The 22,366-nt window shown below is 70.8% G+C and carries 19 protein-coding genes; 15 read left to right on the forward strand and 4 right to left on the reverse strand.

Features of this window, described 5'->3' with window-relative positions:
- Positions 1-6: 6 nt before the first annotated feature.
- Positions 7-447 carry a PaaI family thioesterase gene (locus ACFVYL_RS23465; RefSeq protein WP_389719169.1) on the forward strand — a complete coding sequence of 147 codons (441 nt, stop codon included), beginning with the start codon at positions 7-9 and terminating at the stop codon, positions 445-447.
- A 36-nt stretch (positions 448-483) separates the two neighbouring features.
- Here ACFVYL_RS23465 and ACFVYL_RS23470 read toward each other — a convergent pair whose 3' ends face one another.
- Positions 484-1,506 carry a Gfo/Idh/MocA family oxidoreductase gene (locus ACFVYL_RS23470; protein WP_389719171.1) on the reverse strand — a complete coding sequence of 341 codons (1,023 nt, stop codon included), beginning with the start codon at positions 1,504-1,506 and terminating at the stop codon, positions 484-486.
- 154 nt (positions 1,507-1,660) lie between these two features.
- Here ACFVYL_RS23470 and ACFVYL_RS23475 point away from each other — a divergent pair, with 154 nt between their 5' ends.
- The 8 genes from ACFVYL_RS23475 (at position 1,661) to ACFVYL_RS23510 (ending at position 9,880) form a co-directional block, all read left to right on the forward strand.
- The gene (locus ACFVYL_RS23475) at positions 1,661-2,398 is read left to right on the forward strand and encodes a GntR family transcriptional regulator (protein ID WP_389719258.1); all 738 of its coding nucleotides are present in this window, start codon (positions 1,661-1,663) and stop codon (positions 2,396-2,398) included.
- Positions 2,399-2,518: 120 nt separating this feature from the next.
- Positions 2,519-3,520 (forward strand): sugar ABC transporter substrate-binding protein, encoded by a 1,002-nt coding sequence (locus ACFVYL_RS23480; protein WP_389719173.1) that lies wholly within the window; start codon positions 2,519-2,521, stop codon positions 3,518-3,520.
- A 95-nt stretch (positions 3,521-3,615) separates the two neighbouring features.
- Complete coding sequence (locus tag ACFVYL_RS23485) at positions 3,616-4,635, forward strand: sugar ABC transporter substrate-binding protein (RefSeq protein ID WP_389719175.1); 1,020 nt, start codon at positions 3,616-3,618, stop codon at positions 4,633-4,635.
- Positions 4,632-5,687 carry an ABC transporter permease gene (locus ACFVYL_RS23490; RefSeq protein ID WP_389719176.1) on the forward strand — a complete coding sequence of 352 codons (1,056 nt, stop codon included), beginning with the start codon at positions 4,632-4,634 and terminating at the stop codon, positions 5,685-5,687. Before ACFVYL_RS23485 ends, ACFVYL_RS23490 begins: the two co-directional genes overlap by 4 nt.
- Positions 5,688-5,695: 8 nt before the next feature.
- Positions 5,696-6,517 carry an ATP-binding cassette domain-containing protein gene (locus ACFVYL_RS23495; protein WP_389719260.1) on the forward strand — a complete coding sequence of 274 codons (822 nt, stop codon included), beginning with the start codon at positions 5,696-5,698 and terminating at the stop codon, positions 6,515-6,517.
- Positions 6,518-6,743: 226 nt separating this feature from the next.
- Positions 6,744-7,901, forward strand: coding sequence for an ROK family glucokinase (locus ACFVYL_RS23500; protein WP_389719177.1), 1,158 nt, complete (start codon positions 6,744-6,746; stop codon positions 7,899-7,901).
- Entirely contained in the window at positions 7,902-8,510 is a 609-nt protein-coding gene (locus tag ACFVYL_RS23505; protein WP_389719178.1) for a sugar kinase, read from the forward strand. It begins immediately after the preceding gene.
- 104 nt (positions 8,511-8,614) lie between these two features.
- Positions 8,615-9,880, forward strand: coding sequence for a sulfite oxidase (locus ACFVYL_RS23510; protein WP_389719180.1), 1,266 nt, complete (start codon positions 8,615-8,617; stop codon positions 9,878-9,880).
- Between the two features lie 5 nt (positions 9,881-9,885).
- Here the strand turns inward: ACFVYL_RS23510 and ACFVYL_RS23515 are convergent, their stop codons facing one another.
- Positions 9,886-10,851, reverse strand: a complete 966-nt coding sequence (locus ACFVYL_RS23515) for an ornithine cyclodeaminase family protein (protein WP_389719181.1) — start codon at positions 10,849-10,851, stop codon at positions 9,886-9,888.
- A gap of 166 nt (positions 10,852-11,017) precedes the next feature.
- On the opposite strand from ACFVYL_RS23515, the gene ACFVYL_RS23520 reads away from it, so the two are divergent.
- From ACFVYL_RS23520 to ACFVYL_RS23535, 4 genes are all read left to right on the forward strand, one after another.
- Positions 11,018-11,470: an SRPBCC family protein gene (locus tag ACFVYL_RS23520; RefSeq protein ID WP_389719183.1), complete on the forward strand. Its 453-nt coding sequence runs from the start codon at positions 11,018-11,020 to the stop codon at positions 11,468-11,470.
- Between the two features lie 455 nt (positions 11,471-11,925).
- Positions 11,926-12,414: a DUF4265 domain-containing protein gene (locus tag ACFVYL_RS23525; protein ID WP_389719185.1), complete on the forward strand. Its 489-nt coding sequence runs from the start codon at positions 11,926-11,928 to the stop codon at positions 12,412-12,414.
- 379 nt (positions 12,415-12,793) lie between these two features.
- Positions 12,794-13,882 carry an RNA ligase gene (locus ACFVYL_RS23530; RefSeq protein ID WP_389719186.1) on the forward strand — a complete coding sequence of 363 codons (1,089 nt, stop codon included), beginning with the start codon at positions 12,794-12,796 and terminating at the stop codon, positions 13,880-13,882.
- Entirely contained in the window at positions 13,882-14,790 is a 909-nt protein-coding gene (locus ACFVYL_RS23535) for an AAA family ATPase (protein WP_389719188.1), read from the forward strand. Before ACFVYL_RS23530 ends, ACFVYL_RS23535 begins: the two co-directional genes overlap by 1 nt.
- A gap of 1,071 nt (positions 14,791-15,861) precedes the next feature.
- Here the strand turns inward: ACFVYL_RS23535 and ACFVYL_RS23540 are convergent.
- Positions 15,862-16,083 (reverse strand): hypothetical protein, encoded by a 222-nt coding sequence (locus ACFVYL_RS23540; RefSeq protein ID WP_389719190.1) that lies wholly within the window; start codon positions 16,081-16,083, stop codon positions 15,862-15,864.
- Positions 16,084-16,723: 640 nt separating this feature from the next.
- Positions 16,724-20,095, reverse strand: coding sequence for an ALF repeat-containing protein (locus tag ACFVYL_RS23545; RefSeq protein ID WP_389719191.1), 3,372 nt, complete (start codon positions 20,093-20,095; stop codon positions 16,724-16,726).
- 433 nt (positions 20,096-20,528) lie between these two features.
- Here ACFVYL_RS23545 and ACFVYL_RS23550 point away from each other — a divergent pair, with 433 nt between their 5' ends.
- Positions 20,529-21,041: a hypothetical protein gene (locus tag ACFVYL_RS23550; RefSeq protein ID WP_389719192.1), complete on the forward strand. Its 513-nt coding sequence runs from the start codon at positions 20,529-20,531 to the stop codon at positions 21,039-21,041.
- A 101-nt stretch (positions 21,042-21,142) separates the two neighbouring features.
- A partial coding sequence (locus tag ACFVYL_RS23555; protein WP_389719194.1) for a trypsin-like serine protease occupies positions 21,143-22,366 on the forward strand: 1,224 nt, incomplete at its 3' end.

A 22,366-nucleotide genomic window follows, 5' to 3' on the forward strand; every position in this document is an offset into this window, starting at 1 on the left:
TCGGTCATGACCGAACCCCCGCCCGCGCAGCCGACCGACCCCCTCGACCTCGCCAGGGCCCAGAAGGTCCTGGACGCCCAGCCGTTCAGCACTCTGGTGCGGGCCCGCCTCACGCGGTTCGGCGAGGGGGCGGCCACGCTGGAGATCGGCATCCGTACGGAACTCCACCAGCAGAACGGCTTCCTGCACGGCGGCGTGCTCGCGTACGCAGCCGACAACAGCATCACGTTCGCGGCTGGCACGACCCTCGGACCCGCCGTACTGACCTCGGGCTTCTCCATCCAGTACCTACGTCCGGCGACGGGCGTCAGACTGGCCGCCCGCGCCGTCGTCGTCCACTCGGGCCGACGTCAGGCGGTGGTCCGCTGCGAGCTGTCCGCCGTGGGCGAGGACGGCACGGAGACGCTGTGCGCGATCGCGCAGGGCACGGTGCTCTCCACGGGCTGAGAGGCTGTCTCCGACCCTCCCGGCCCCTGCGGGGGCTCAGCCCTCGTAGCCCTCCGGGTCCCGCGGGATCTCGGACATCCGCACCGGCCGCCGCTCCCGCCGCGACAGCTCGCAGGCCTCCGCGATCCGCAGCGCGTGCAGCGCCTCGCGGCCGTCGCAGGGGTTCGTCCGCTCCCCGCGCACGACGTCGACGAAGGCCGCGAGCTCCGCCTCGTACGCGGGCGCGAAGCGCTCCAGGAAGCCGGGCCAGGGCTTGACCGGGGCGGGCGGGCCCGTCGGTTCCGCCGAGGTGAGGGGCGTGCGCTCGTCCATGCCGACCGCCAACTGGTCGCGTTCCCCGGCCAGTTCCATGCGGACGTCGTAGCCCGCGCCGTTGGTGCGGGTCGCGGTCGCCGTGACCAGCGTGCCGTCGTCCAGGGTGAGGACGGCGGCCGCCGTGTCGACGTCACCGGCCTCGCGGAACATCGCGGGACCCTTGTCGGAACCGGTCGCGTACACCACCGTCACCTCGCGCCCCGTGACCCACCGCACGATGTCGAAGTCGTGGACCAGGCAGTCGCGGTAGAGACCACCGGAGAGCGGCAGGTACGCGGCGGGCGGCGGCGCCGGGTCCGAGGTGATCGCCCGCACCGTGTGCAGCCGCCCGAGCCGGCCCGTGCGCACCGCCTCGCGCGCCGCCGCGTACCCCGCGTCGAAGCGCCGCTGGAAGCCGAGCTGCAGCACGGTGCCCGCCGCCTCCACCTCCGCGAGTGCGGCCAGCGTGCCCGGCAGGTCGAGGGCGATGGGCTTCTCGCAGAACACCGGGAGCCCGGCCCGCGCCGCCCTGCCGATCAGCGCGGCGTGCGCCGAGGTCGCCGCCGTGATCACCACGGCGTCCACCCCGGCGGCGAACACCTCGTCGACCGAGGGCACGGCCGTCGCGCCGGTCCGTGCCGCGAGGTCGGCCGCTCTCGCGGCGTCCACGTCGGCGACCACGAGGGACGTCACCGCCGGATGGCGGAGCAGGGCCGCCGAGTGAAAGGTGCCGATCCGGCCGGTTCCGATCAGTCCGATGCGCATGGCCCCACCCTCGCGACGCCTGCCCCCGCTGTCAATACTTTGTCCGGACAACAGAACTTAAGAACTTCCCGTCATCCTCTCCTGGGACTACGCTCGCCCCGTGTCCAAACCAGTCGCCAAAGCAGCTCAGGACAAGCCGGTCCAGGACCCCACCGTGGACCTCCGGCTCGGCGTCGACCGCAGCAGCCCCGTCCCGCTCTACTTCCAGCTGGCCCAGCAGCTGGAGGCGGCGATCGAGCGCGGCGCCCTCACCCCCGGCAGCCTCCTCGGCAACGAGATCGAGCTCGCCGGGCGGCTCGGGCTCTCCCGGCCCACCGTCCGCCAGGCGATCCAGTCCCTCGTCGACAAGGGCCTGCTCGTGCGCCGCCGCGGCGTCGGCACCCAGGTCGTGCACAGCCAGGTCAAGCGGCCCCTGGAGCTCAGCAGCCTCTTCGACGACCTGGAAGCCGCGGGCCAGCGCCCCGAGACGCGCGTCCTGCGCAACACCGTCGAGCCCGCCTCCGCCGAGGTCGCCGCGGCGCTCGGCGTCGCCGAGGGCGACGAGGTGCACCTCGTCGAGCGGCTCCGGCTCGCCCACGGCGAACCCATGGCCCATCTGCGCAACCACCTGCCGACCGGGCTCCTCGACCTCGACACCGCACGTCTGGAGGCCACCGGCCTCTACCGCCTGATGCGCGCCGCGGGCCACACCCTGCACAGCGCGCGCCAGTCCGTCGGCGCCCGCGCCGCCACCGCCGACGAGGGCGAGCTGCTCGCCGAGCCGGCCGGGGCGCCGCTGCTCACGATGCGGCGCACGACCTTCGACGACACGGGGCGGGCGGTCGAGTACGGCGCGCACGTCTACCGGGCCTCGCGCTACTCCTTCGAGTTCCAGCTCCTCGTACGGCCGTAGCAGCCCGGCGCCCCACCAGCCGTCAGAATGTTCTGACAAAGCCATTGACGCTCCCGCGCGCACCCCGCTAGAACTCCTCAAGCCGCACCGAGGCGGCCGGGAGCAGAGGGGTGGTCCACCATGCGCACATCCCGTACGGCGAGGGGCGTCACGGCCTGTCTGGCGGTGATCGCACTCGCCGCCGGCTGCAGCAGCTCCGGCGGCAAGGACGACGAGGACGGATCGGGGGACGGCGGCGAAAGCGGCAAGGGCGTCGGCACTCCCCGCCTCAAGATCGCGATGGTCACGCACTCCGGCGAGGGCGACACCTTCTGGGACATCGTGCGCAGCGGCGCCGAGCAGGCTGCCCGCAAGGACAACATCCAGCTCCTCTACGCCAACGACAAGGAGGCCAAGGGCCAGGCCGAGCTCGTCCAGTCCTTCGTCGACAAGAAGGTCGACGGGATCGTCGTGACGCTCGCCAAGCCCGAGGCGATGCGGGCCGTGCTCGCCAAGGCGAAGGCCGCGGGCATCCCGGTCGTCACGGTCAACTCCGGCGGCGAGTTCTCCGCGCGGTTCGGCGCGCTCGGCCACATCGGCCAGGACGAGTCCGTCGCGGGCGAGGCCGTCGGCGAGGAGCTCAACACGCGCGGGAAGAAGAAGGCGCTCTGCGTCATCCACGAACAGGGCAACGTCTCCCTCGAACAGCGCTGCGCCGGCGTCAGGAAGACCTTTGAGGGATCGGTGGAGAACCTGAACGTCGAAGGCACCAACGCGCCAGGCGCCCAGTCCTCCATCAGCGCGAAGCTCCAGGCCACCAAGGACATCGACGCCGTCGTCACGCTCGGCGCGCCGATCGCCGCGTACTCGGTGAAGGCCAAGGGCGAGACGGGGAGCAAGGCGGAGGTCGACACGTTCGACCTGAACGCCGAGGTCGTCAAGCGCCTGAAGGCCAAGGAGGTCGGGTTCGCCGTCGACCAGCAGCCCTACCTCCAGGGATACCTCGCCCTCGACGAACTGTGGCTGTACAAGACCAACGCCAACGTCCTGGGAGGCGGCAAACCCGTCCTCACGGGACCCGCCGTCGTCACCGGGAAGGACGTGCCGAAGCTGGAGAAGTACACCGCTCGCGGTACCCGATGAACACATGCGTGATCCGCGTGGTCGATACTTGGGCGGCTGGGGCCGGGGATCCGGACCGGCCGCACGGAGCAGCAGAGCAAGAAGGGCACGGCGTCGTGGCAAGGGTGAAGACAGGGGTACGAGCGGTAGGCGCCGTGCTGGTGGCGGTGCTCGGTGTGACCGCCGGACTGACCGGATGCAGCAGCACCGGCGGAAAGCGCGCCGAGGACGCCCGCAAGGCGGCAGCGGCGGGCGGGAAGGCCGCGGTGGACACGCCGCGCTGGACCTTCGGCATGGTCACCCACTCGGGCGACGGCGACACCTTCTGGGACATCGTCCAGAGCGGCGCCAAGCAGGCCGCGGTCAAGGACAACATCAAGTTCCTGTACGCGCACGACGACGAGGCCCAGCAGCAGGCCCAGCTCGTGGACTCCTACATCGACAAGAAGGTCGACGGGATCATCGTCACGCTGGCCAAGCCGGACGCGATGAAGGGCGCCCTCGCCCGCGCCAAGAAGGCCGGCATCCCGGTGATCACGGTGAACTCCGGCTCCGCGGAGTCCAAGGAGTTCGGCGCGCTCACCCATATCGGCCAGGACGAGACGATCGCCGGCGAGGCCGTCGGCGAAGAGCTCAACAAGCGCGGCAGGAAGAAGGCGCTCTGCGTCCTGCACGAGCAGGGCAACGTCGGCCACGAACAGCGCTGCGCGGGCGCCAAGAAGACCTTCGACGGCACCATGCAGAACCTGTACGTGACCGGCACCAACATGCCCGACGTGCAGTCCTCCATCGAGGCCAAGCTGCAGTCCGACAAGTCGGTCGACGCCGTCGTCACGCTCGGCGCGCCCTTCGCGGACACCGCGGTGCAGGCCGCGGACAGCGCGGGCAGCAAGGCCGAGGTCGACACCTTCGACCTCAACGAGAAGGTCGCGGCCGGTCTGAAGTCGGGCGACCTCGGCTTCGCCGTCGACCAGCAGCCCTACCTCCAGGGCTACGAGGCCGTCGACCTGCTCTGGCTGTACAAGTACAACGCCGACGTCCTCGGCGGCGGCAAGCCCGTCCTCACCGGTCCGCAGATCGTCACCAAGGACCAGGCCGCCGAGCTGGAGGACTACGCGAAGCGAGGGACCCGATGACCGCGACAGCACCCGCGCCCGCCCCCGACGCCAAGGCCGACGAGCGCCTGGTGAAGGCCTCGCCGCTGAAGAAGCTGATGGGCCGTCCCGAGCTCGGCTCCGTCGTCGGCGCCATCGCCGTCTTCCTCTTCTTCTCGTTCGTCGCGGACAGCTTCCTGCAGGCCACCAGCCTGGCGACGGTCCTCTACGCCGCCTCGACGCTCGGCATTATGGCGGTGCCGGTGGCGCTGCTCATGATCGGCGGCGAGTTCGACCTGTCGGCGGGCGTGCTCGTGACCACGTCCGCCCTTGTCTCGTCGATGTTCAGCTACCAGATGACGGCGAACGTCTGGGTGGGCGTCGCCGTCTCGCTCCTGGTCACGCTCGCCATCGGCGTCTTCAACGGCGTGATGCTGACCCGCACGGACCCGCCGAGCTTCATCATCACGCTCGGTACGTTCCTGATGCTGACCGGCATGAACCTCGGCTTCACCAAGATGATCAGCGGCACGGTCTCCACCAAGTCGATCTCCGACATGGAGGGCTTCTCCTCCGCCAAGGAGGTCTTCGCCTCGACGATCCCGGTCGGCGGCGTCGACTTCAAGGTCACGATCCTCTGGTGGCTCGCCCTGATCGCGGTCGCCACCTGGATCCTGCTGCGCACCCGCGTCGGCAACTGGATCTTCGCGGTCGGCGGTGGCGAGGACGCGGCCCGCGCGGTCGGCGTCCCGGTCGCCAAGACCAAGATCGGCCTCTACATGGGCGTCGCGTTCGGCGCCTGGATCTCCGGCCAGCACCTGCTCTTCTCGTACGACACCGTGCAGTCCGGCGAGGGCGTCGGCAGCGAACTGATCTACATCGTCGCGGCCGTCATCGGCGGCTGCCTCATCACCGGCGGCTACGGCTCCGCGGTCGGCGCGGCGGTCGGCGCGCTGATCTTCGGCATGGTCAGCAAGGGCATCGTGTTCGCCGAGTGGAACTCGGACTGGTTCAAGTTCTTCCTCGGCGTGATGCTGCTCCTGGCGACCCTGCTCAACCACTGGGTCCGCAAGCGCGCGGAGGCGACGAAGTGACCACGGACATGACAAAGGCCGACGCGGTCCCCGAGGACGAAAGCGGACGCACGCCGCTCGTCGAGCTGGACGACGTCAGCAAGTACTACGGCAACATCCGCGCGCTCGAAGGCGTCTCCCTCGAAGTGCACGCGGGGGAGATCTCCTGCGTCCTCGGCGACAACGGCGCCGGCAAGTCCACCCTCATCAAGATCATCGCAGGGCTGCACCGGCACGACGCGGGCGCCCTGCGCATCGAGGGCGAGGACATGCGGCTCAGCTCGCCGCGCGCGGCCCTGGACCTCGGCATCGCCACGGTCTACCAGGACCTCGCCGTGGTCCCCCTGATGCCGGTCTGGCGGAACTTCTTCCTCGGCTCCGAGCCGACGAAGGGCACGGGTCCCTTCCGCCGTATGGACGTCGACCTCATGCGCAGGACGACCCGCGCGGAGCTCCTGCGCATGGGCATCGACCTGCGCGACGTCGACCAGCCCATCGGCACGCTCTCGGGCGGCGAGCGCCAGTGCGTGGCCATCGCCCGCGCCGTCTACTTCGGCGCGAAGGTCCTCGTCCTCGACGAGCCGACGGCGGCGCTCGGCGTCAAGCAGTCGGGCGTCGTCCTGAAGTACGTGGCCGCGGCGCGGGACGCGGGTCTGGGTGTGGTCCTGATCACCCACAACCCGCACCACGCGTACCTGGTCGGGGACCGGTTCGTCCTCCTCAAGCGAGGAGTGATGTCCGGCTCCTACACCCGCGAGGAGATCTCCCTCGACGACCTCACCCGTGAGATGGCGGGCGGCTCCGAACTGGACGACCTCCGTCACGAACTGGAGGACCGCGGTTCAGCCTGACGGCTGGGGGAGCTGTGTCAGGGGCGCGGGGAACTGCGCGCTCGGCCCAGGAAGAGCCGCAGTCGCGTCTGCACAGTTGCCCGGCAGATGCGTCTGCGGCTCTTTCGTGGTTGCTCGCGCAGTTCCCCGCGCCCCTGGGGACGCCGCCCCGGGGCCCACGTGATAAGCCCCCCGCCCCGGGGTCCCACTGTGCGCGCCCCCGCGAGGTTGAGGCAGAATCGCCGCAATGAGCACCTACCGCGACCTCGCGCACCGCGGCTCCGCACGAGCCACCGTCCTGCGGACCGTGGGCACCCGCGAACGCCGATCGCACCTCACGGCGCCACGCGTCAACACCGTCGGCATCGACATCGGCGGCACCAAGGTGATGGCGGGAGTCGTCGACCCCGACGGCAACATCCTGGAGACCCTGCGCACGGAGACCCCGGACAAGTCGAAGAGCCCCAGGGTCGTCGAGGACACCATCATCGAGCTGGTCCTCGACCTCTCCGACCGGCACGACGTGCACGCCGTCGGCATCGGCGCGGCGGGCTGGGTCGACGCGGACCGCAACCGCGTGCTCTTCGCGCCCCACCTGTCCTGGCGCAACGAGCCCCTGCGCGACCGGATCTCCGGACGCCTGGCCGTCCCCGTCATGGTGGACAACGACGCGAACACCGCCGCCTGGGCGGAGTGGCGCTTCGGCGCGGGCCGCGGCGAGGACCACCTGGTCATGATCACGCTCGGCACCGGCATCGGCGGCGCGATCCTGGAGGACGGCCAGGTCAAGCGCGGCAAGTTCGGCGTCGCGGGCGAGTTCGGCCATATGCAGGTCGTCCCGGGCGGCCACCGCTGCCCCTGCGGCAACCGCGGCTGCTGGGAGCAGTACAGCTCGGGCAACGCCCTCGTCCGCGAGGCCCGCGAGCTCGCCGCCGCCGACTCCCCGGTCGCGTACGGCATCGTCGAACGGGTGAAGGGCAACGTCCCCGACATCACAGGCCCCCTCATCACCGAGCTGGCCCGCGAGGGCGACGCCATGTGCGTGGAGCTCCTCCAGGACATCGGCCAGTGGCTCGGCGTCGGCATCGCCAACCTCGCAGCCGCGCTCGACCCCTCCTGCTTCGTGATCGGCGGCGGCGTCTCGGCCGCCGACGACCTCCTGATCGGCCCGGCCCGCGACGCCTTCCGCCGCCATCTCACCGGCCGCGGCTACCGCCCCGAGGCCCGTATCGCCCGCGCCCAGCTCGGCCCCGAGGCCGGCATGGTGGGCGCCGCCGACCTCTCCCGCCTGGTCGCCCGCCGCTTCCGCCGCGCCAACCGGCGCCGCGTGGAACGCTACGAACGTTACGAGCGCTACGCAGAGGCGCGCCGCACCAACGACCGCACCTCCCAGGGAACCCAGTAGATGACCGTGCCCCGCCAGCCCTCGTCCCCGGACCTCCCCGGCCCGCCCGAGCCGGACCGCGACGGAGCCAGGGCAAGCAAGACCGAGGACCGCCGCCACATGATCCGCCGCCGCTGGCTGACGGCGATCATCATCGTGCTGCTCATCGGCGTCCCCGCCGGCTATCTGGTGATCTCCGCGAACCAGAGCCGCAACAGCGGCCGGGACAAGGAGGACAAGTACTCCGCGACCGGCCTCACCGCGGGCTGGCCCTCCAAGGTGCAGCGCCGCCTGTACGACGTGCCGGTCCAGCCGTACTCGGCGGAGGTCGCCTACTACGAGACGAACAACTGGCGCACCAGCCGGCTCTACGTCCAGTTCCTCACCAGCAACGAGGGCCTGCGGAGGTTCCTCAAGCAGATCGGCACCACCGAGGACGAGCTCAAGCCGGACGACATCACCATCAGCAAGCGCGACCGCAAGGTCGTCGGCTGGGAGTTCACGGGCCCCGGCCCCTGGTCCGGCCTGACCCACGACCGGAAGAACCCGGCGCCCACTCAGGACGTGGTCGTGGACCGCTCGAACGCGCAGCACCCGATGGTGTACGTGGTGTCGTCGACGACGCCCTGAGAGCCTGTCTTCGAACCCCTGTCGTCCTCGCGCGATTCTTTCGCGCCGGTGAAGATCAGGGCGTTCTCCGGTGCGCCTCAGTGCGGCCCTCCTAGCGTGTGGCCATGACCAGATTCCCGGAATCAGAAGCGGCGTACGACCGGCGCAGGCTGCACCAGTGGCTGGGCGGCCGGGCCCGCGCCGACGGGGTGGCGCGCCGTGACCTCCTGCGGCTCCTGGCGGCCGCGGGCCTCGTCTCCGCGGCGCCGGCCGGCCTCTCGGCGAACACGGCGAGCGCGGCGACGGGCGAGGGCATCGTCAAGCCGCTGCCCCCGGACCGCTTCATCGTGCACGGCACGAACGCGGAGACCCGCTTCGAGGCCCTCGCGGACACCGGCCACCTGACCCCCGCCTCCCACTTCTTCGTCCGCAACCACACGACGACGCCGCGCCTGGACGCCGCGGCCTGGCGGCTGAACGTCTGGGGCGACGGACTGACGGGCGGCGCGCGGCAGTTCGGCCTCGCGGAGCTGCAGAGCCTTCCCCCGGTGACGCGCACGGCGTTCGTCGAGTGCGCGGGCAACTCCAGGAACTTCTTCAAGACCCAGCAGGACCAGCCGGTCTCCGGCACGCCCTGGACCACGGGCGCGATCGGCACGGCCCGCTGGCGCGGCGCACGCCTCTCCGACGTCCTGCGCCTGGCAGGCCTCTCCCGCCGGGCGGTGGACGTGATGCCGCGCGGCCTCGACGACGAGTACGTCACGTCGAACGGCACGAACTACGGCCGCGTGCGCCGCCCCATGCCCGTCTCCAAGGCCCTGGACGACGTCCTCCTCGCGTACGAGATGAACGGCGAGCCCCTTCCCCCCGACCACGGCTACCCGGTCCGGGTCCTCGCCCCGTCCTGGGTGGGCATCTCCTCGGTCAAGTGGCTCGGCGACATCGAGGTCTCGACCGTGCCCCTCTACTCGCCCTGGAACACCGACTTCTACCGGCTGTACGGCGACGCCTACCCGCCCGAGGGCAGCGCCCCGCTCACCCGCCAGACCCTCAAGTCGGCCTTCGAACTCCCCTGGAACGCGACCCTGCCCGCGCACACCGAGCACCGGCTCACCGGCCGCGCCTGGTCCGCGTCGGGCGCGATCACCCGGGTCGAGGTCAGCACGGACGGCGGCGCCTCCTGGCGCCGGGCCCGCCTGCACGATCCCTCACATCCCGGCTCATGGACCCGCTGGTCGACGCCGTGGAGTACGGGCAAGCCCGGACCCGTCGAACTCCTCTCCCGCGCCACGGACTCCACGGGCCGGACCCAGCCGGAGACGACGGTGCACAACACGCAGGGGTACCTGTTCGACGCCGTGGTGCGGCACGCGGTGACGGTGGGCGCCTGACGCACTCACCCGGCGGCCGCCCACCCCTCGTACACGGCGACCGCCACCGCCAGGTCCTCCCAGGCCATCCCCGCCGACTTGAACAGCCGGGGCGCGCCCTCCGCCGGCCGCACCTCGCCCCGGACCAAGGCGTCCAGCGTGTGCAGCCGCTCCATGGCGAAGGCCCCTTCGGCGGCCGCGAGGACCAGGTCGCCGCACTCCCGCTCCGCGACTTCGCGGGACTCCGCCACCACCGTGGCGCGGCTCACGAGCCGGGCGTCCACCTCGCGGGCGTCCGGCTCGTGCGAGCCGACCGCGACGACCGTCGCGTGGCCGGGCAGCAGGGAACTGTCGAAGAGGGGCTCGCGGGCCGTGGTGCAGCAGCAGACCACGTCCGCGCGGGCCACCGCGTCCGCCGTCGCCGCGGCCGCGGAGAGCCCCGCGGCGCGGCAGCGGTCGACGAAGGCGGCGACCCGGCGGGCATTGCGCGCGACCACGTCGACGTGCCGCAGGGCCGGACGCACCGCCCGTACCGCCTCGACGTGGCCCCACGCCTGCGGCCCCGTCCCGAAGACCAGCAGCCGCTCGGCCCCGGGGACCGCGAGCCGCCCGACCGCCACCCCGGACACGGCCGGAGTGCGCAACGACGTCAGCGCGATCCCGTCCAGGAGGGCCACGGGCGTGTGGGTCAGCCCGTCCAGGAGGAGGTACAGCCCCTGGATGCGCGGCAGACCGCGCTCCGCGTTGCCCGGCGTGACCGTGGCGACCTTCACGCCCGCGTACGAGGCGGTGGCCGAGGGCATCAGGAGCAGCTGACCGCCGGGCACCTCGACGACCGAGCGGGGCGCTTGTGCCGCCGGGTCGAGCCCGGCGGCGAGGACGGCCTCCAGCGCGCCGATCGCGGCCGACATGGGGACGAGCCGTTCCACGGTCTCGGCGTCGAGGTGCGGCGTGGCGGGGGTCGGGGCCGGTGCGGGGATCGGTGCGTTCATGGGGTTCCTCTACCCACTGGGCAGCACGTGAGTGAAAACAGAGGCTCGGGGCACTCGCGGAGGTGAAGGAAAGAAGCGCCCGTTCCCGCGGAAATCCACGGCAGAAATCCACCGCGGAAATCCTCCGCCGAACGGCACGCGGAACTTCACGAGAAAGGTGTCATCCGTGTCGAAGGTCGAAGAGTCCATCGAGGTCGACGTGCCGGTCCGCACGGCGTACAACCAGTGGACCCAGTTCGAGTCGTTCCCCCGGTTCATGAAGGGGGTGCAGCGGATCGAGCAGCGCACCGACAAGCTCACCCACTGGGTGACGAAGATCGACGGCGTGGAGCGCGAGTTCGACGCGGCGATCACCGAGCAGATCCCCGACGAGCGCGTGGCCTGGACCACCGTCGAGGGCGAGGCCAAGCAGGCCGGCGTCGTCACCTTCCACCGCCTCGACGACACCCGTACCAAGGTCATGCTGCAGATGCACTACGACCCCGAGGGCCTGGCCGAGACGGTCGGCGACAAGCTCGGCTTCGTCAAGCGGCAGGTCGCCGGCGACCTGGGCCGCTTCAAGCACTTCATCGAGGAGCGCGGCGGCGTGGAGACGGGCGCCTGGCGCGGCGAGGTCTGAGACCGCGAGACCGCCGCGCGTCCGGCCTCTCACGCCTGGTCACGCAGCTGTGCCGCCAACTGCCAGCTCGGTGACCCCTTGCAGATGTCCATCGGTGGCGATGCTGGTGAACACGACCAGCTCGAAGAGCACCTCATACGCCGGGCCGCCGCCGAAGGAACACCGCTACTCGGGGTGTGCAGGAGCATGCTCATGCTCCTGCACACCCACGGAAGCTCAGCTCGCCCGCGTGAAAGGACATGTGGGCACCCGGCACGAGCTGACGGGGGAGTTCGCAGGGCGCACGGTGAACAGCGAGCCTTCGCCCATTTGCATTGGTTCTGCCGCCTGCGGATCCGCCGGGAGATCCGCGACGACATCCACGAAGCCTTCCTCACCCTGGGATGCGCACTCATCTGCTGGCGACGCTTGAACGTGCCCCGGCGTGTTTCAGCAGGAGGTGCTGCTGGAGGATCTTGAGTTCGGGATCCGGCTCCGGGAGGCACCCCATCACCATCATCACGCACGAGGACCCCATCGGCAGGGGCCCCACTAACTACATAGTCCACGCTGACCTGTCGGACCGACAGGACGGCTGGCGCGAGCAGTTGTGGACCCGCCAGCTCACCGAGGACAGGTTCGAGGTGGCCTGTCTGCCCTTCTTCACCTACGGAATCTGCTACCGCGACGTGGTGACCATTGACAGTAACCACCTGGTGGCCTCCGTAGTGCAGAAGTCCGGCCACCGGACCCTTCGCGTCGCGCTCGTCGCGGAACACCAGGACAGGGACCAGCTGCATGAGCTCCTGCACGGCAAGGTCGTTGAAGCCGCTCTGCCCCACGAGTGGCTCCAGGGCGCCTGCCTCTCGGTGGACCTGCAACCCGGCACCGACCCGACAGCCTTTGTGGAGGCCCTGAAGGCACCCGCCCAAGTCGGCGCCCTCCACTGGGAGATCGACTCCTGACTCGAGTCGTGACTCGAGCGCTCATTCCGTTAGGAGTTCTAAGTTCTGAATGAGGTCTGGCGGTGTAGGCGGTCGCCGGTACGGTCGCAGGATGGACAGCGTGAGGTCGCCCGGCCGGGCGGACCAGTAGCTCATCGATCATGCCCGTGACCACGGTTTCGCGGTCACGGGCAGGCAGTTGTCCGGGTGGAGGCGTCACGGGCTGATCCCGGCGAACGCGCATGGCGGAGGGCTCGGTGGCGGGCAGGGCCTTTCGTTTGGATAGGCCGGGTTCGCGGGGTCTGGCACGCACCTCCGCGCGAAAAACCAAAGGCGGAACTCTCGGGCATTCAGGCATGATCGGATCTTCCGACCACTCGGCTCGTCAGGAGAGACGACGATGCTTGCCCCCATAGGCGACCTGCTCGACCCCGCCCTGCTCGCGCGCTGCCTCGACGAAGGCCTCGTCCGCGAGCAGAGCCACCCCACGCTGCCGCTGCGCATTCTCAACTACACGGAGAAGGCGCAGTTCGAGCGAGAGTGGAACCAGGTCACCCGGCAGTGTCGCGGGCTCGTCGTCGACGGACAAGGGCACGTCGTCGCCCGGCCGTACACCAAGTTCTTCAACTACTCGGAACACCCCGAAGGCACCTTCGGCCTTGACGACCCCGTGGTCGTCACCGACAAGCTCGACGGTTCGCTGGGCATCCTCTACCCGGTCCCCGGCGGCGGCCACGCGATAGCCACCCGGGGCTCGTTCGCCTCCGACCAGGCCCTGCACGCGACGGAGATATGGCAGGAGCGCTACGCCGCCACCGCCACGATCGCGCCCGGCGTCACCTACCTCTTCGAGATCATCTTCCCGAAGAACCGGATCGTCTGTGACTACGGCGCCCTCGACGACCTCGTGCTGCTCGGCGGCGTCGAACTCGCGACCGGCGCGCCCATACCGGCGGCCGACCTGCCGTGGGAGGGGCCCCGAGTGGACACCTTCGACTTCGCGACGCTCGCCGAGGCATTGGCCGCCGCACCGCGTCCGGGCGCAGAGGGCTTCGTGCTGCGGTTCCCCGGCCGTGACGACACCATGATCAAGATCAAGCAGGACGACTACGTGGCGCTGCACCGGATCATCACCGGTCTCAACGCCCGGGTGGTCTGGGAGCGCCTCGGCGCGGGCGACACCGTCGCGCAGATCTGCGACGGGCTGCCCGACGAGTTCCACGGCTGGGTCAAGGAGGTCGCGGCCGACCTGACCGCACGGCGCGACGCGGTCCTCACCGAGGCGAACGCCGAGTACCGGCGGGTCCTCGCGGCCCTGCCCGAGGGGTGGACGCGCAAGGAGTACGCCGCCCTCGCGGGCCGTTCACCGCTGCGCGGCTGGCTGTTCCAGCTCCTGGACGGCCGCGATCCGTCGGACCGGATCTGGCAGACCCTGCGGCCCGAGGGCGACACGCGCCCCTTCCACTCCACCACCGAGGACAACTCCTGATGCCTTCCCTGCACTTCACGCGTGGCCTGCCCGCCAGCGGCAAGACCACGTGGGCACGCGCCTGGACCGCCGAGGACCGGGCGGGCCGGGCCCGCGTCAACCGTGACGACCTGCGCGCCATGCTCGACTCCGGCGAGCACGTCAAGGGCGTGACGGAAAAGCGTGTCATGGCGGTCCGCGACGCGGCCATCCTCGACCTGCTGCGCCGCGGGTACGACGTGGTCTGCGACGACACCAACCTGCCGCAGCGCGTCGCCCGTGACCTGGCCCGGCTCGCGGACCAGGCCGGCGCCGAGCTGCACGTGCGGGACTTCACCCCCGTCCCGCTCGCCACCTGCCTGGAGCGGGACGCGGCCCGCGAGGCCCCCGTGGGCGAGGACGCCATCCGCGACCTCCACCTGCGCTACCTGGCGGGAAAGACCTCCCCGCTGCCACTGCCCGAGGAGAGCCGGACCGCCACACCGACGGGACGGCTGTACGAGCCGAAGCCCGACAGTCCCAAGGCGGTTCTGGTGGACATCGACGGCACGGTCGCCCAGATGACGGGCCGCAGCCCGTTCGACGAGACCCGGGTGCACGAGGACCGGCCGAACCCGCCGGTCGTCCAGGTCGTACGGGCGCTGCACGCGGCGGGCAACCACATCGTGTTCCTCTCCGGCCGCACCGAGGGATGCCGCGAGGCGACCGAGGCGTGGCTGACCGAGCACGTCGGCGTCCCGTACGCGGGTCCGTTCATGCGGCCGGCCGGCGACTCCCGCAAGGACTCGATCGTCAAGGTGGAGCTCTTCGACGCCCATGTGCGGGACACGTACGACGTCGTCTGCGTGCTCGACGACCGCAGCCAGGTCGTCCAGGCGTGGCGGGCCATCGGCCTGACCGTGCTCCAGGTCGCCGAAGGAAACTTCTGACGCGACCGGTCCGGGGGTGCAGCAGTACCCGAAGGTGCACCCGCCGCACCCCCGGAGGCGCCCGTCACCGCCATGACCAGGGCTGCCAGGGTGTCCGGGAGCGGCTCTACCAGATGGCGCGACCGCCGCCGCTGACCGTGCGCACCCCGGATGATGCCTCGCCCCGTCTCGTCACCCGGCGCGAGGCCGGACCGCTCCTCGGCTACGCGCCGGCAGCCTGAAGGCCGTGATGCAGCAGCAGCGCGACCGCTGGCCCGCCCCGGTCGCCTGCCGCGTACGCGGCAGAGCCCTGTTGTGGGACCTGGCCGCCCTCCGGGCAGTCTCCCGGCAGGCCGCCGCCCGGTCCTGCCGCCCCTCGGACCGACCGCGACGGGCTGGCGACCTGTCTCTCTTGCGGCCGCCGATTCCGCTCCCTGGGCCCGCACCTCGCCCGCGCGCACCAGATGACCGCCGCCGAGCACCGCCTGCCGGCCAGTACTGCGTTGATGGCCCCCGCGGGGCGCGGCGCGCTGTCGCAGGCCAGGACGACCGCGATGACCACCGACGCGGACCTCGTCCAGCGGATGCGGGCCGCGACGTCCTCGCCGTACGGCCTGGCCCAGCGCTCCGCCGGCGCACGCGCCAGCACCGACGAGCTGCCGTCCGAACGCGCCGCCCGGGCCGTCGGCGCCCATCGTGCAAGCCGTAGACAGTGGAGGTATAGGCCATCCTCCAGGTAGCTTGTGGGCGCTCATCGTGCGTAAGACTTCGTTCACGTCCTCGTCGGCGCCGATGGTCACGGCCTCGCCCTGGCCGGATCACCGGCCGGACAGGTGGCGGGGTCCCTGCCCGCGCCGAGGAGGTTCACTACGATGGATGTCCCGTGCCTTGGTCATGGCATGTCTCCCTGTGTTCGTGCGGCATCCCGAGGCTGTCGGGGAAGCCACGGTCCGGATGTATCGCACGCGTACCCGTACGACCACACACGCGTTCCCGTACGGCCACAGAGGAAACGATGACCGGTTCGCTGTTGTGGTCGTCACTGGCTGTGGCAACTCGTTGATCTGGGTGTGCAATGAACGCCTCTGGACTTCAGCGCTGAGCGGTGACGAGCAGGAAGGGCGCGGTCTCGCGCTCAACGGTCCAGGGCCGGGCGGTGATCAGCTCCGGTTCGGCGATGCCGTGTGCGTCTGCCAAGAGCGGGGCGCGCTCGTGGATTCCGGTGAAGCCCGCGGCGGTCAGCGCCTCGTAGTGGACAGCCCGGGGCCAGTAGACGTCGGTGATCGTCGTCCACGTCCCGTCATGCCGACGCACGTGCACGGGAATCGAATCGCCTGCCGCGTAGCGGGCACCGGCCGAACCGACAGCAGCAGACTCACGGCTCGCTCCCCATCACTGCACCAGATTTGGCGCCCATCCCTCCGTACGAGGTGGCGCACGTTCACGGCCCTGGCAAGATTTCCGTGAAGAAGGCATGTGCCACCGCGCCCCGGTGACGCTCCGTAACACGTGGTGGGTCCCGTCAGTGAGTGTGACGACCTCGTTCGGACCGTGTCCCCGCATCTGGATGCAGGGCGGGTGGAACAGGCGTGGGTGGAGAGCGGTGTGGTCCATATTTCCGCCCGCACCCGTGAGGCGCCGGTTGCTTGCCCGGACTGCGGCAGAAGCTCGGCGCGGGTGCGCAGCCGTTATCCCCGCACGCCGTTCCTGCAGCAGCTGGTGGCAGAGCCACCGAATGACCGGTCGACGTGCTTCCTCGGCCGGACGCCTGCCAGCCGACCTGATGACCACTTCAGAGACCGGCACTCCGCTCAGCGCGGGCGAAGCTCCCGAAATCCTGACCACTGCGGCCTGAGTGTCGCCTGAGCCCCGTGCGGCGTACGCCGACCGCCGGTGTGACGGGGGCCGACGGCAGCGTCGCCGTCGGCCCCGTGCGGTGGGCGTCCACGGGCCGCTAGAACCCCAGCAGGCCGCCGATCGGGGAGATCAGATCGTGGCCGGCCTGCGAGAGCTTCGTAGCGACCCGGGAGCCGCCGAGAGCGCCAATCCACTTGGACTGGCCGAAGGTGATGGCGCTCAGGGCGGCACTGGCGAGGGAGGACTTGAACTCGCTACTCCCCAAGCCGTAGCCGATCCCGGTGAAAAGGACGTTGAGGCCGGCGAAGGCGAGCGAGAGTTTGCTGAGGCCGACAGCGAAACCCGCCAGGAAGGGCACCGCGCCGGCGGTGATGACGAAGAGGCCCGCCCCCGCGCCAGCGAGACCGAGGGCCGCGGCAGCGAATCCGGTGCCGATGCTGGCACAGTTGGTGGCGTTCGCCATCCATCGTGCGCCCGCCTGCCACCAGGGAAGCCCGCCCTTGACGTCGTCGTGGTCGGGTGAGTCTGCCGGATTCTTCCCGGCCTGCTTGGCTCGGCGCGCCTCCTCTGCGGCTCTTCGCGCCGCCTCCGCGATTTCGGCCTTCCGCTTGGCGATGACGATCTGCTGCGCCTGGCTCGCGGCCGTGGCCGCCGTCCTGGCGTCCTTGCCCGCCTGGATGGCGGAGGCGCGGGCCGAAGCCGCCGACGCCTGGGCCGAGTTGGCGGAGGCGACCGCTCGGCGGGCGGCGTCCACCGCGCGATTGGCGGAGTAGTTCGCCGACCGCGCGGCGGTGCGGGCGGTGGCGGCCGCCTTCTTGGCCTGGTCGGCCGAGGCCTGCGCGTCCTTGGCGGACTTCTCCGCGGCGTCCGCGTTCGCGTCCGCCTGCTTGGCGAAGGCAGCGGCCTGCTCGGCCGACTTCGTCGCCCGGTTCGCCCATTGCAGGGCCTCCGCGGCGGCGTTGCGGGCCTTCGCCGCCGCCTCCTGCGCACGCGCGGCGTCCACCTGGGCCTTGTGTGCGATCTTCGCGGCGGCAGCGATGGCGCCCTGCATGGCGGCGATGTGGGTGGCGGAGTCGTGGTCGAGCTGCGCGGTCTTGTACTGCACGGAGCCGAGGAAGTTGCGGCGCATCCACGCCGGGCCCGCCATCGCCGCCTGGGCGTGAGCCTTGGTGTACGGGCCGGCATTGGCGATGACGGCGGCCGTGGCGACTGCGTCGTCCTCCCGCTGTGCCGCGCCGTACGTGTCCGTCAGGAACTCGTACAGGGCCTTGGCGGTACCGGCGTCGAGTGCGTCGTTCGCCGCCTTCGTCACCGCGCTGCCGGGGGTGTCGGCCAGGATCCGGGTGACCACGACACGGTTGTCCACGGCGGCGGCCTCGACGGCGCCGGAGCCGAGGAACGTCGTGGCGGCGTCCGGGTCGTCACTCTCCAGCGCCTTGGTCACGGCATCGGCGACGTCCGGGGGGCAGGTCTGGGCGAGGTAGAGGGCGGTCTCCCGGTCGTCCTGGCGCTGTGCGACCTGCCGGTCGGTGTCGATCCAGACATGGATGTCGGAGTCCGTACCGCACAGCGCGAACCGTGCGGCCTCCCGCGACCAGGTGCCACGGGAGTTCATGAGGGCCAGGGCCGCTTTGCGCCCAAGGGTGGCCGACAGCCCCAGGTCGCCGGAGGCCAGGGCGGACTCGGCCCGTGAGATGACGTCCTGTGCGGTCTTCTCCAGCTGCTCGGCCTGGGTACGCCGGTCGACCAGTTCCGCCCTGTCCTCCTCCTCGAGCTCCGCGAGCAGCCGGGTCTCCTCGATCGCCTGCTTCATGTCCTCGTCCAGGCGCTGCCATTCGCCTTCCCGCGCCTGCTTCTCCACCTCGACCGCCTGGCTGACGGCATCGGTGGCGACGTTCGCGGCCTTGGTGGCCTCGTTGGCGAACTCGGTGGACTTCTTCGCGTACTCGACGGCTTGGCCCGCGTACTTCGCGGCCCACTCGGCGGCCTGCGCGGACTTCTCGGCGTGGTCGGCCGCGCTGTTCGCCGCGTCCCGCGCCGTGCGGGCGGCCTTCGCCGAGGCGTTCGCCAACGCCTGTGCCGTTCCGGCCGCGTTGGTGGCGATCGCAGCGTTGGCGTTGGCTATCTGCGCCTGCCGCTTGGCCTCGGCCGCCTCGGCTTGCGCCTTGCCTGCGGCGGAGGCGGCCGTAGCGGAGGCGTTTGCGGCAGCGGCGGCGTTACGGGCCGCCGAGGCGGCGGAGCTGCCGGCGCTCGAGGCCTGGGCCGAGGCCGCGGCCGCGAAGCCGGCGGCCGTCGCCGCGGTGCGGGCCCTGGCCGCGGCGTTGCGGGCGGTGATGGCGGCATCCTTGGCTGCGGACGCCTTGGACGCGTCCTTGGAGGCGGCGATGGCGGCGCCGTACGCCGCGGCCGCCGCGGATCCGGCGGTGGCAGCGGCCTGGCTCGCGGCGGTCGCGGCATAGGCGGCGCGGCGGGAGGCCTGGACGGCGGCGTGGGAGGCGCGGATGGCGACGCGGGCCGCGTCGGCCGCGCCCGTCGCGGCCTCGGCCGCCTTGCGGGCCGCCCTGCCGGACTTGCGCACATCGTCCTGGGCCGCCTGAGCCTCGGCAGCGGCCTTCTCCGCCGCTTCCTTGGCCTTGGCAGCAGCCGTGATGGCGCGGGCGGCGGCCTCTTCGGCCTGCTTCGTCTTCGCGTCGGCCTTCTTGCCCTCGCGTTCGACGACCGCGACGAGTTCTTCGATCTTCGCGGATTCCTGGTCGCGGGCGCGGGCGATGTGCTGGCCGGTGTCGAGGAACCAGTCGACGTCCTCGGCGCTGCCGGACAGGGCCCGAGAGGCGTACTTCTGCACCTCCGGTCCCGCGTTCACCATGAGCTTGGACGCCTGGAACCGCATGTCCTCGGCGCGGGCGGTGTACTGGCCTTCGGTGAGGAACGTCTCCAACGCAGCCTGAGTGCCCGCGTCCAGAGCGGCGCTGCCCTCCCGGTTCACGGCCTTGTCGCCGGCGGCCATCACGGTCGTGGTGGCCACGCGCAGGTCCTCGGTGATGGCCGCCGCGAAGCCGCCCGTGAGGTAGTCGGCAATCGCGGCGTCGCCGCCCTCGATCGCCGCGGAGGCCTCGCGCCGGGTGCCCTTACCGCCCGCGGCGAGGGAGGTGATGATGGCGACGCGGTTGTCCTCCGCCGTCACCTGGGGGAGTTCAGCGGTCAGGAAGGCCTGGATGTCGGTGTCGGTGCCGGTCAGCGCCGCTTCCGCGGCGGTCCGGGTGGCCTTGCCGCCCAAGAGCCACGCCTTGATGACCTTCGCCCGGTCGGTGTCGGGCAGTTGGAACGGGTCACCGTCGTCGCTGTCGTCCGGCGGGGTGCCGACGCCGGCGGCCGTGGGGGTGAGGACGAGGCTCGTGGTGGCCGCGGCGGCCGTGGTGGCCGCGACGGCGGCCAGGACGCGCCGTCTGCTCCATAAAGTGATCTCCACACTGGGTCCTTTGGGATCGGCGCCTGGCGGGGCGCGCGTGTGGCACATCGCCAGACAGAATTTCGTCTCTGCCGAACTATGCAAATAAGAGGGGCCTTGCCTACCCATGCGGGTGGGAACCTGGCGGGAAAAGGCGCAAGGTGGCTGAATCCCGAGACATCGCAGAAATGGGGGGATGCGATTCCGTAATCGCTTCCATATCGAGCCTTGATAGAAGCCCGTACAACCGTTCGCGCAGGTGATGCACGTCACGCCCAGCCTCCCCGTAGTCGTCCATGTATGAGGCATTTATGACGATGGACGCGGCGCAAGCCGGGGGTTCTCATGCAAAGCGAGGGATATCCGGTGGCGCCCCGAACTCACCGGCTCCGCATTTCCCCCTCATTTCGACAGTTGTTTCGAGCTTCCTTCAGAACCGACGACTAGGACAGCGATGAAGGTACGTAGCCCAATAGCGTGCATCCTGGGAACCGGCACGGCCGCGGCCGCTCTCGCATGGCTCGTAGTAACGGGCAGCCAGCCGGACACTCCCGCCCCGGGCAGTGCCGTCAGCGCCGTCGCGGGCGAAGCCCCCGGCTACGCCATCGAGGACTTCAACTACCCGCGGGCCGACAAGATCCTCGAGGAGAAGAAGATCACCCTCAAGCGCGGCGACGGCCATGTCGTCCTCGCCGAGTGCGCGAGCGCGACCGACCTGATCGAAGTCTGGACGCGCAAGAACGACAAGGTCTGCTTCCGGACCACCGGCAACAGCGGCTACCTGACCATGGAGATCCCCTCGGTCTTCGCCGTCAAGGGCAATGACTACGCGGCCCAGGTGGACATGACCGCCGGCGCCGACGAGAAGACTTTCGACATCGGCAAGAACGCCTGGACCGCGGTCGGCGAGAGCGCGGACGAACAGGGACGCGAGCACATGCTCGTGGAGATCAGGACCAACAAGTAGCTCCCGCACAGCGCCCTGTCACCAGCCGTGCCGCGCTCAGGCGACCACCAAGCCCCGGTGACCACCCGACGCGCGGACCTCTCACCAAGGGAACCAAGGCCATGCCCTCCGTCACACACCTGCGCGGCACCGCCGCCGCGGCAGCCCTCGTCGCCCTCCCGCTCGCACTGGTCACCGTGCCCGCCCATACCGTCTCCGGCGCCCCCGCGACCGCCGCCTCCGCCTACACCGCGCGCCTGGCCATCGGCGACGGCGAACGCGCCTGCTCCGGCGCCCTCGTGAACCCGCGATGGGTGCTCACCGCCGCGTCCTGCTTCGTCGACAACCCCGCCTCCGGCGCCACGCCCGTAGCCGGAGCCCCGGCGAGGAAGACCGTCGCCACCCTCGGCCGCAGCGACCTGACCACCAGCGCGGGCCTGGTCACCAGGGTCGTGGAGCTGGTCCCTTACCAGGGCCGTGATCTGGTCCTGGCGCGCCTTGAGCAGCCGACCACCGGCGTCGCCGGGATCTCCCCGATCCCCCTCGCCACCACCGCGCCCACTGCCGGAGAGACTCTGAAAGCCACCGGATACGGCCGGACCCGCACCGAGTGGTCTCCCCTCGCGGTGCACGCGGGCTCTTTCACCGTGGATTCCGCCGGAGACGGCCAAGCGGCGATCACCGGGCAGGACGGTGCAGCCGTGTGTGCGGGCGACACCGGCGGGCCCCTGGTGCGGGAGAAGGACGGCAAGGCCGAGCTTGTGGGCATCAACAGCCGCTCCTGGCAGGGAGGGTGCTTCGGCCAAGAGCCGGCCGAGACCCGCACCGGCGCCCTCTCGTCCCTCGTCGACGACGCCGCCATCCAGGACTGGGCCAAGGAGGCGCGGGAGCGGCTGCGTGAGGTCGTGAACATGGCCGACGTCAGCGGTGACGGCGCGGACGACCTGGTCATCTTGGGCGCGGACGGCAACATCACGGTGCGGACCGCCGTGAAGAACTTCGCACCGCAGCCGGGCAAGCCCGCATACCGCTTCACTCCCGCAGCCCACTGGAGTGCGGGCTGGGGGAACTTCCTTGGCCGGCCGGGTGAGGGTCGTCTCTACTTCGCTGATGTCAATGGTGATGCTCGGGCGGATCTGGTTGTCCATGGCACGGACGGGAAGGTGTCTGTGCGTATGAACAAGGGGAGTTACTTCGACGGTGGTGCCGAATGGAGTGCGGGTTGGGGCAACTTCCTTGGCCGGCCGGGTGAGGGTCGCCTCTACTTCGCTGATGTCAATGGTGATGCTCGGGCGGATCTGGTTGTCCATGGCACGGACGGGAAGGTGTCTGTGCGTATGAACAAG

Origin of the sequence: Streptomyces sp. NPDC058308 (assembly GCF_042880275.1) — a bacterium.
In the GTDB taxonomy this organism is placed as follows: domain Bacteria; phylum Actinomycetota; class Actinomycetes; order Streptomycetales; family Streptomycetaceae; genus Streptomyces.

Excerpts from the sequence above, each read along its gene's own strand:
- ACFVYL_RS23510 (WP_389719180.1), top strand. The coding sequence starts at position 8,615 with ATGACCAGATTCCCGGAATCAGAAGCGGCGTACGACCGGCGCAGGCTG.
- ACFVYL_RS23500 (WP_389719177.1), top strand. The coding sequence starts at position 6,744 with ATGAGCACCTACCGCGACCTCGCGCACCGCGGCTCCGCACGAGCCACC.
- ACFVYL_RS23480 (WP_389719173.1), top strand. The coding sequence starts at position 2,519 with ATGCGCACATCCCGTACGGCGAGGGGCGTCACGGCCTGTCTGGCGGTG.
- ACFVYL_RS23550 (WP_389719192.1), top strand. The coding sequence starts at position 20,529 with ATGAAGGTACGTAGCCCAATAGCGTGCATCCTGGGAACCGGCACGGCC.
- ACFVYL_RS23465 (WP_389719169.1), top strand. The coding sequence starts at position 7 with ATGACCGAACCCCCGCCCGCGCAGCCGACCGACCCCCTCGACCTCGCC.
- ACFVYL_RS23515 (WP_389719181.1), bottom strand. The coding sequence starts at position 10,851 with ATGAACGCACCGATCCCCGCACCGGCCCCGACCCCCGCCACGCCGCAC.
- ACFVYL_RS23470 (WP_389719171.1), bottom strand. The coding sequence starts at position 1,506 with ATGCGCATCGGACTGATCGGAACCGGCCGGATCGGCACCTTTCACTCG.
- ACFVYL_RS23495 (WP_389719260.1), top strand. The coding sequence starts at position 5,696 with ATGACAAAGGCCGACGCGGTCCCCGAGGACGAAAGCGGACGCACGCCG.
- ACFVYL_RS23535 (WP_389719188.1), top strand. The coding sequence starts at position 13,882 with ATGCCTTCCCTGCACTTCACGCGTGGCCTGCCCGCCAGCGGCAAGACC.
- ACFVYL_RS23530 (WP_389719186.1), top strand. The coding sequence starts at position 12,794 with ATGCTTGCCCCCATAGGCGACCTGCTCGACCCCGCCCTGCTCGCGCGC.
- ACFVYL_RS23505 (WP_389719178.1), top strand. The coding sequence starts at position 7,902 with ATGACCGTGCCCCGCCAGCCCTCGTCCCCGGACCTCCCCGGCCCGCCC.
- ACFVYL_RS23490 (WP_389719176.1), top strand. The coding sequence starts at position 4,632 with ATGACCGCGACAGCACCCGCGCCCGCCCCCGACGCCAAGGCCGACGAG.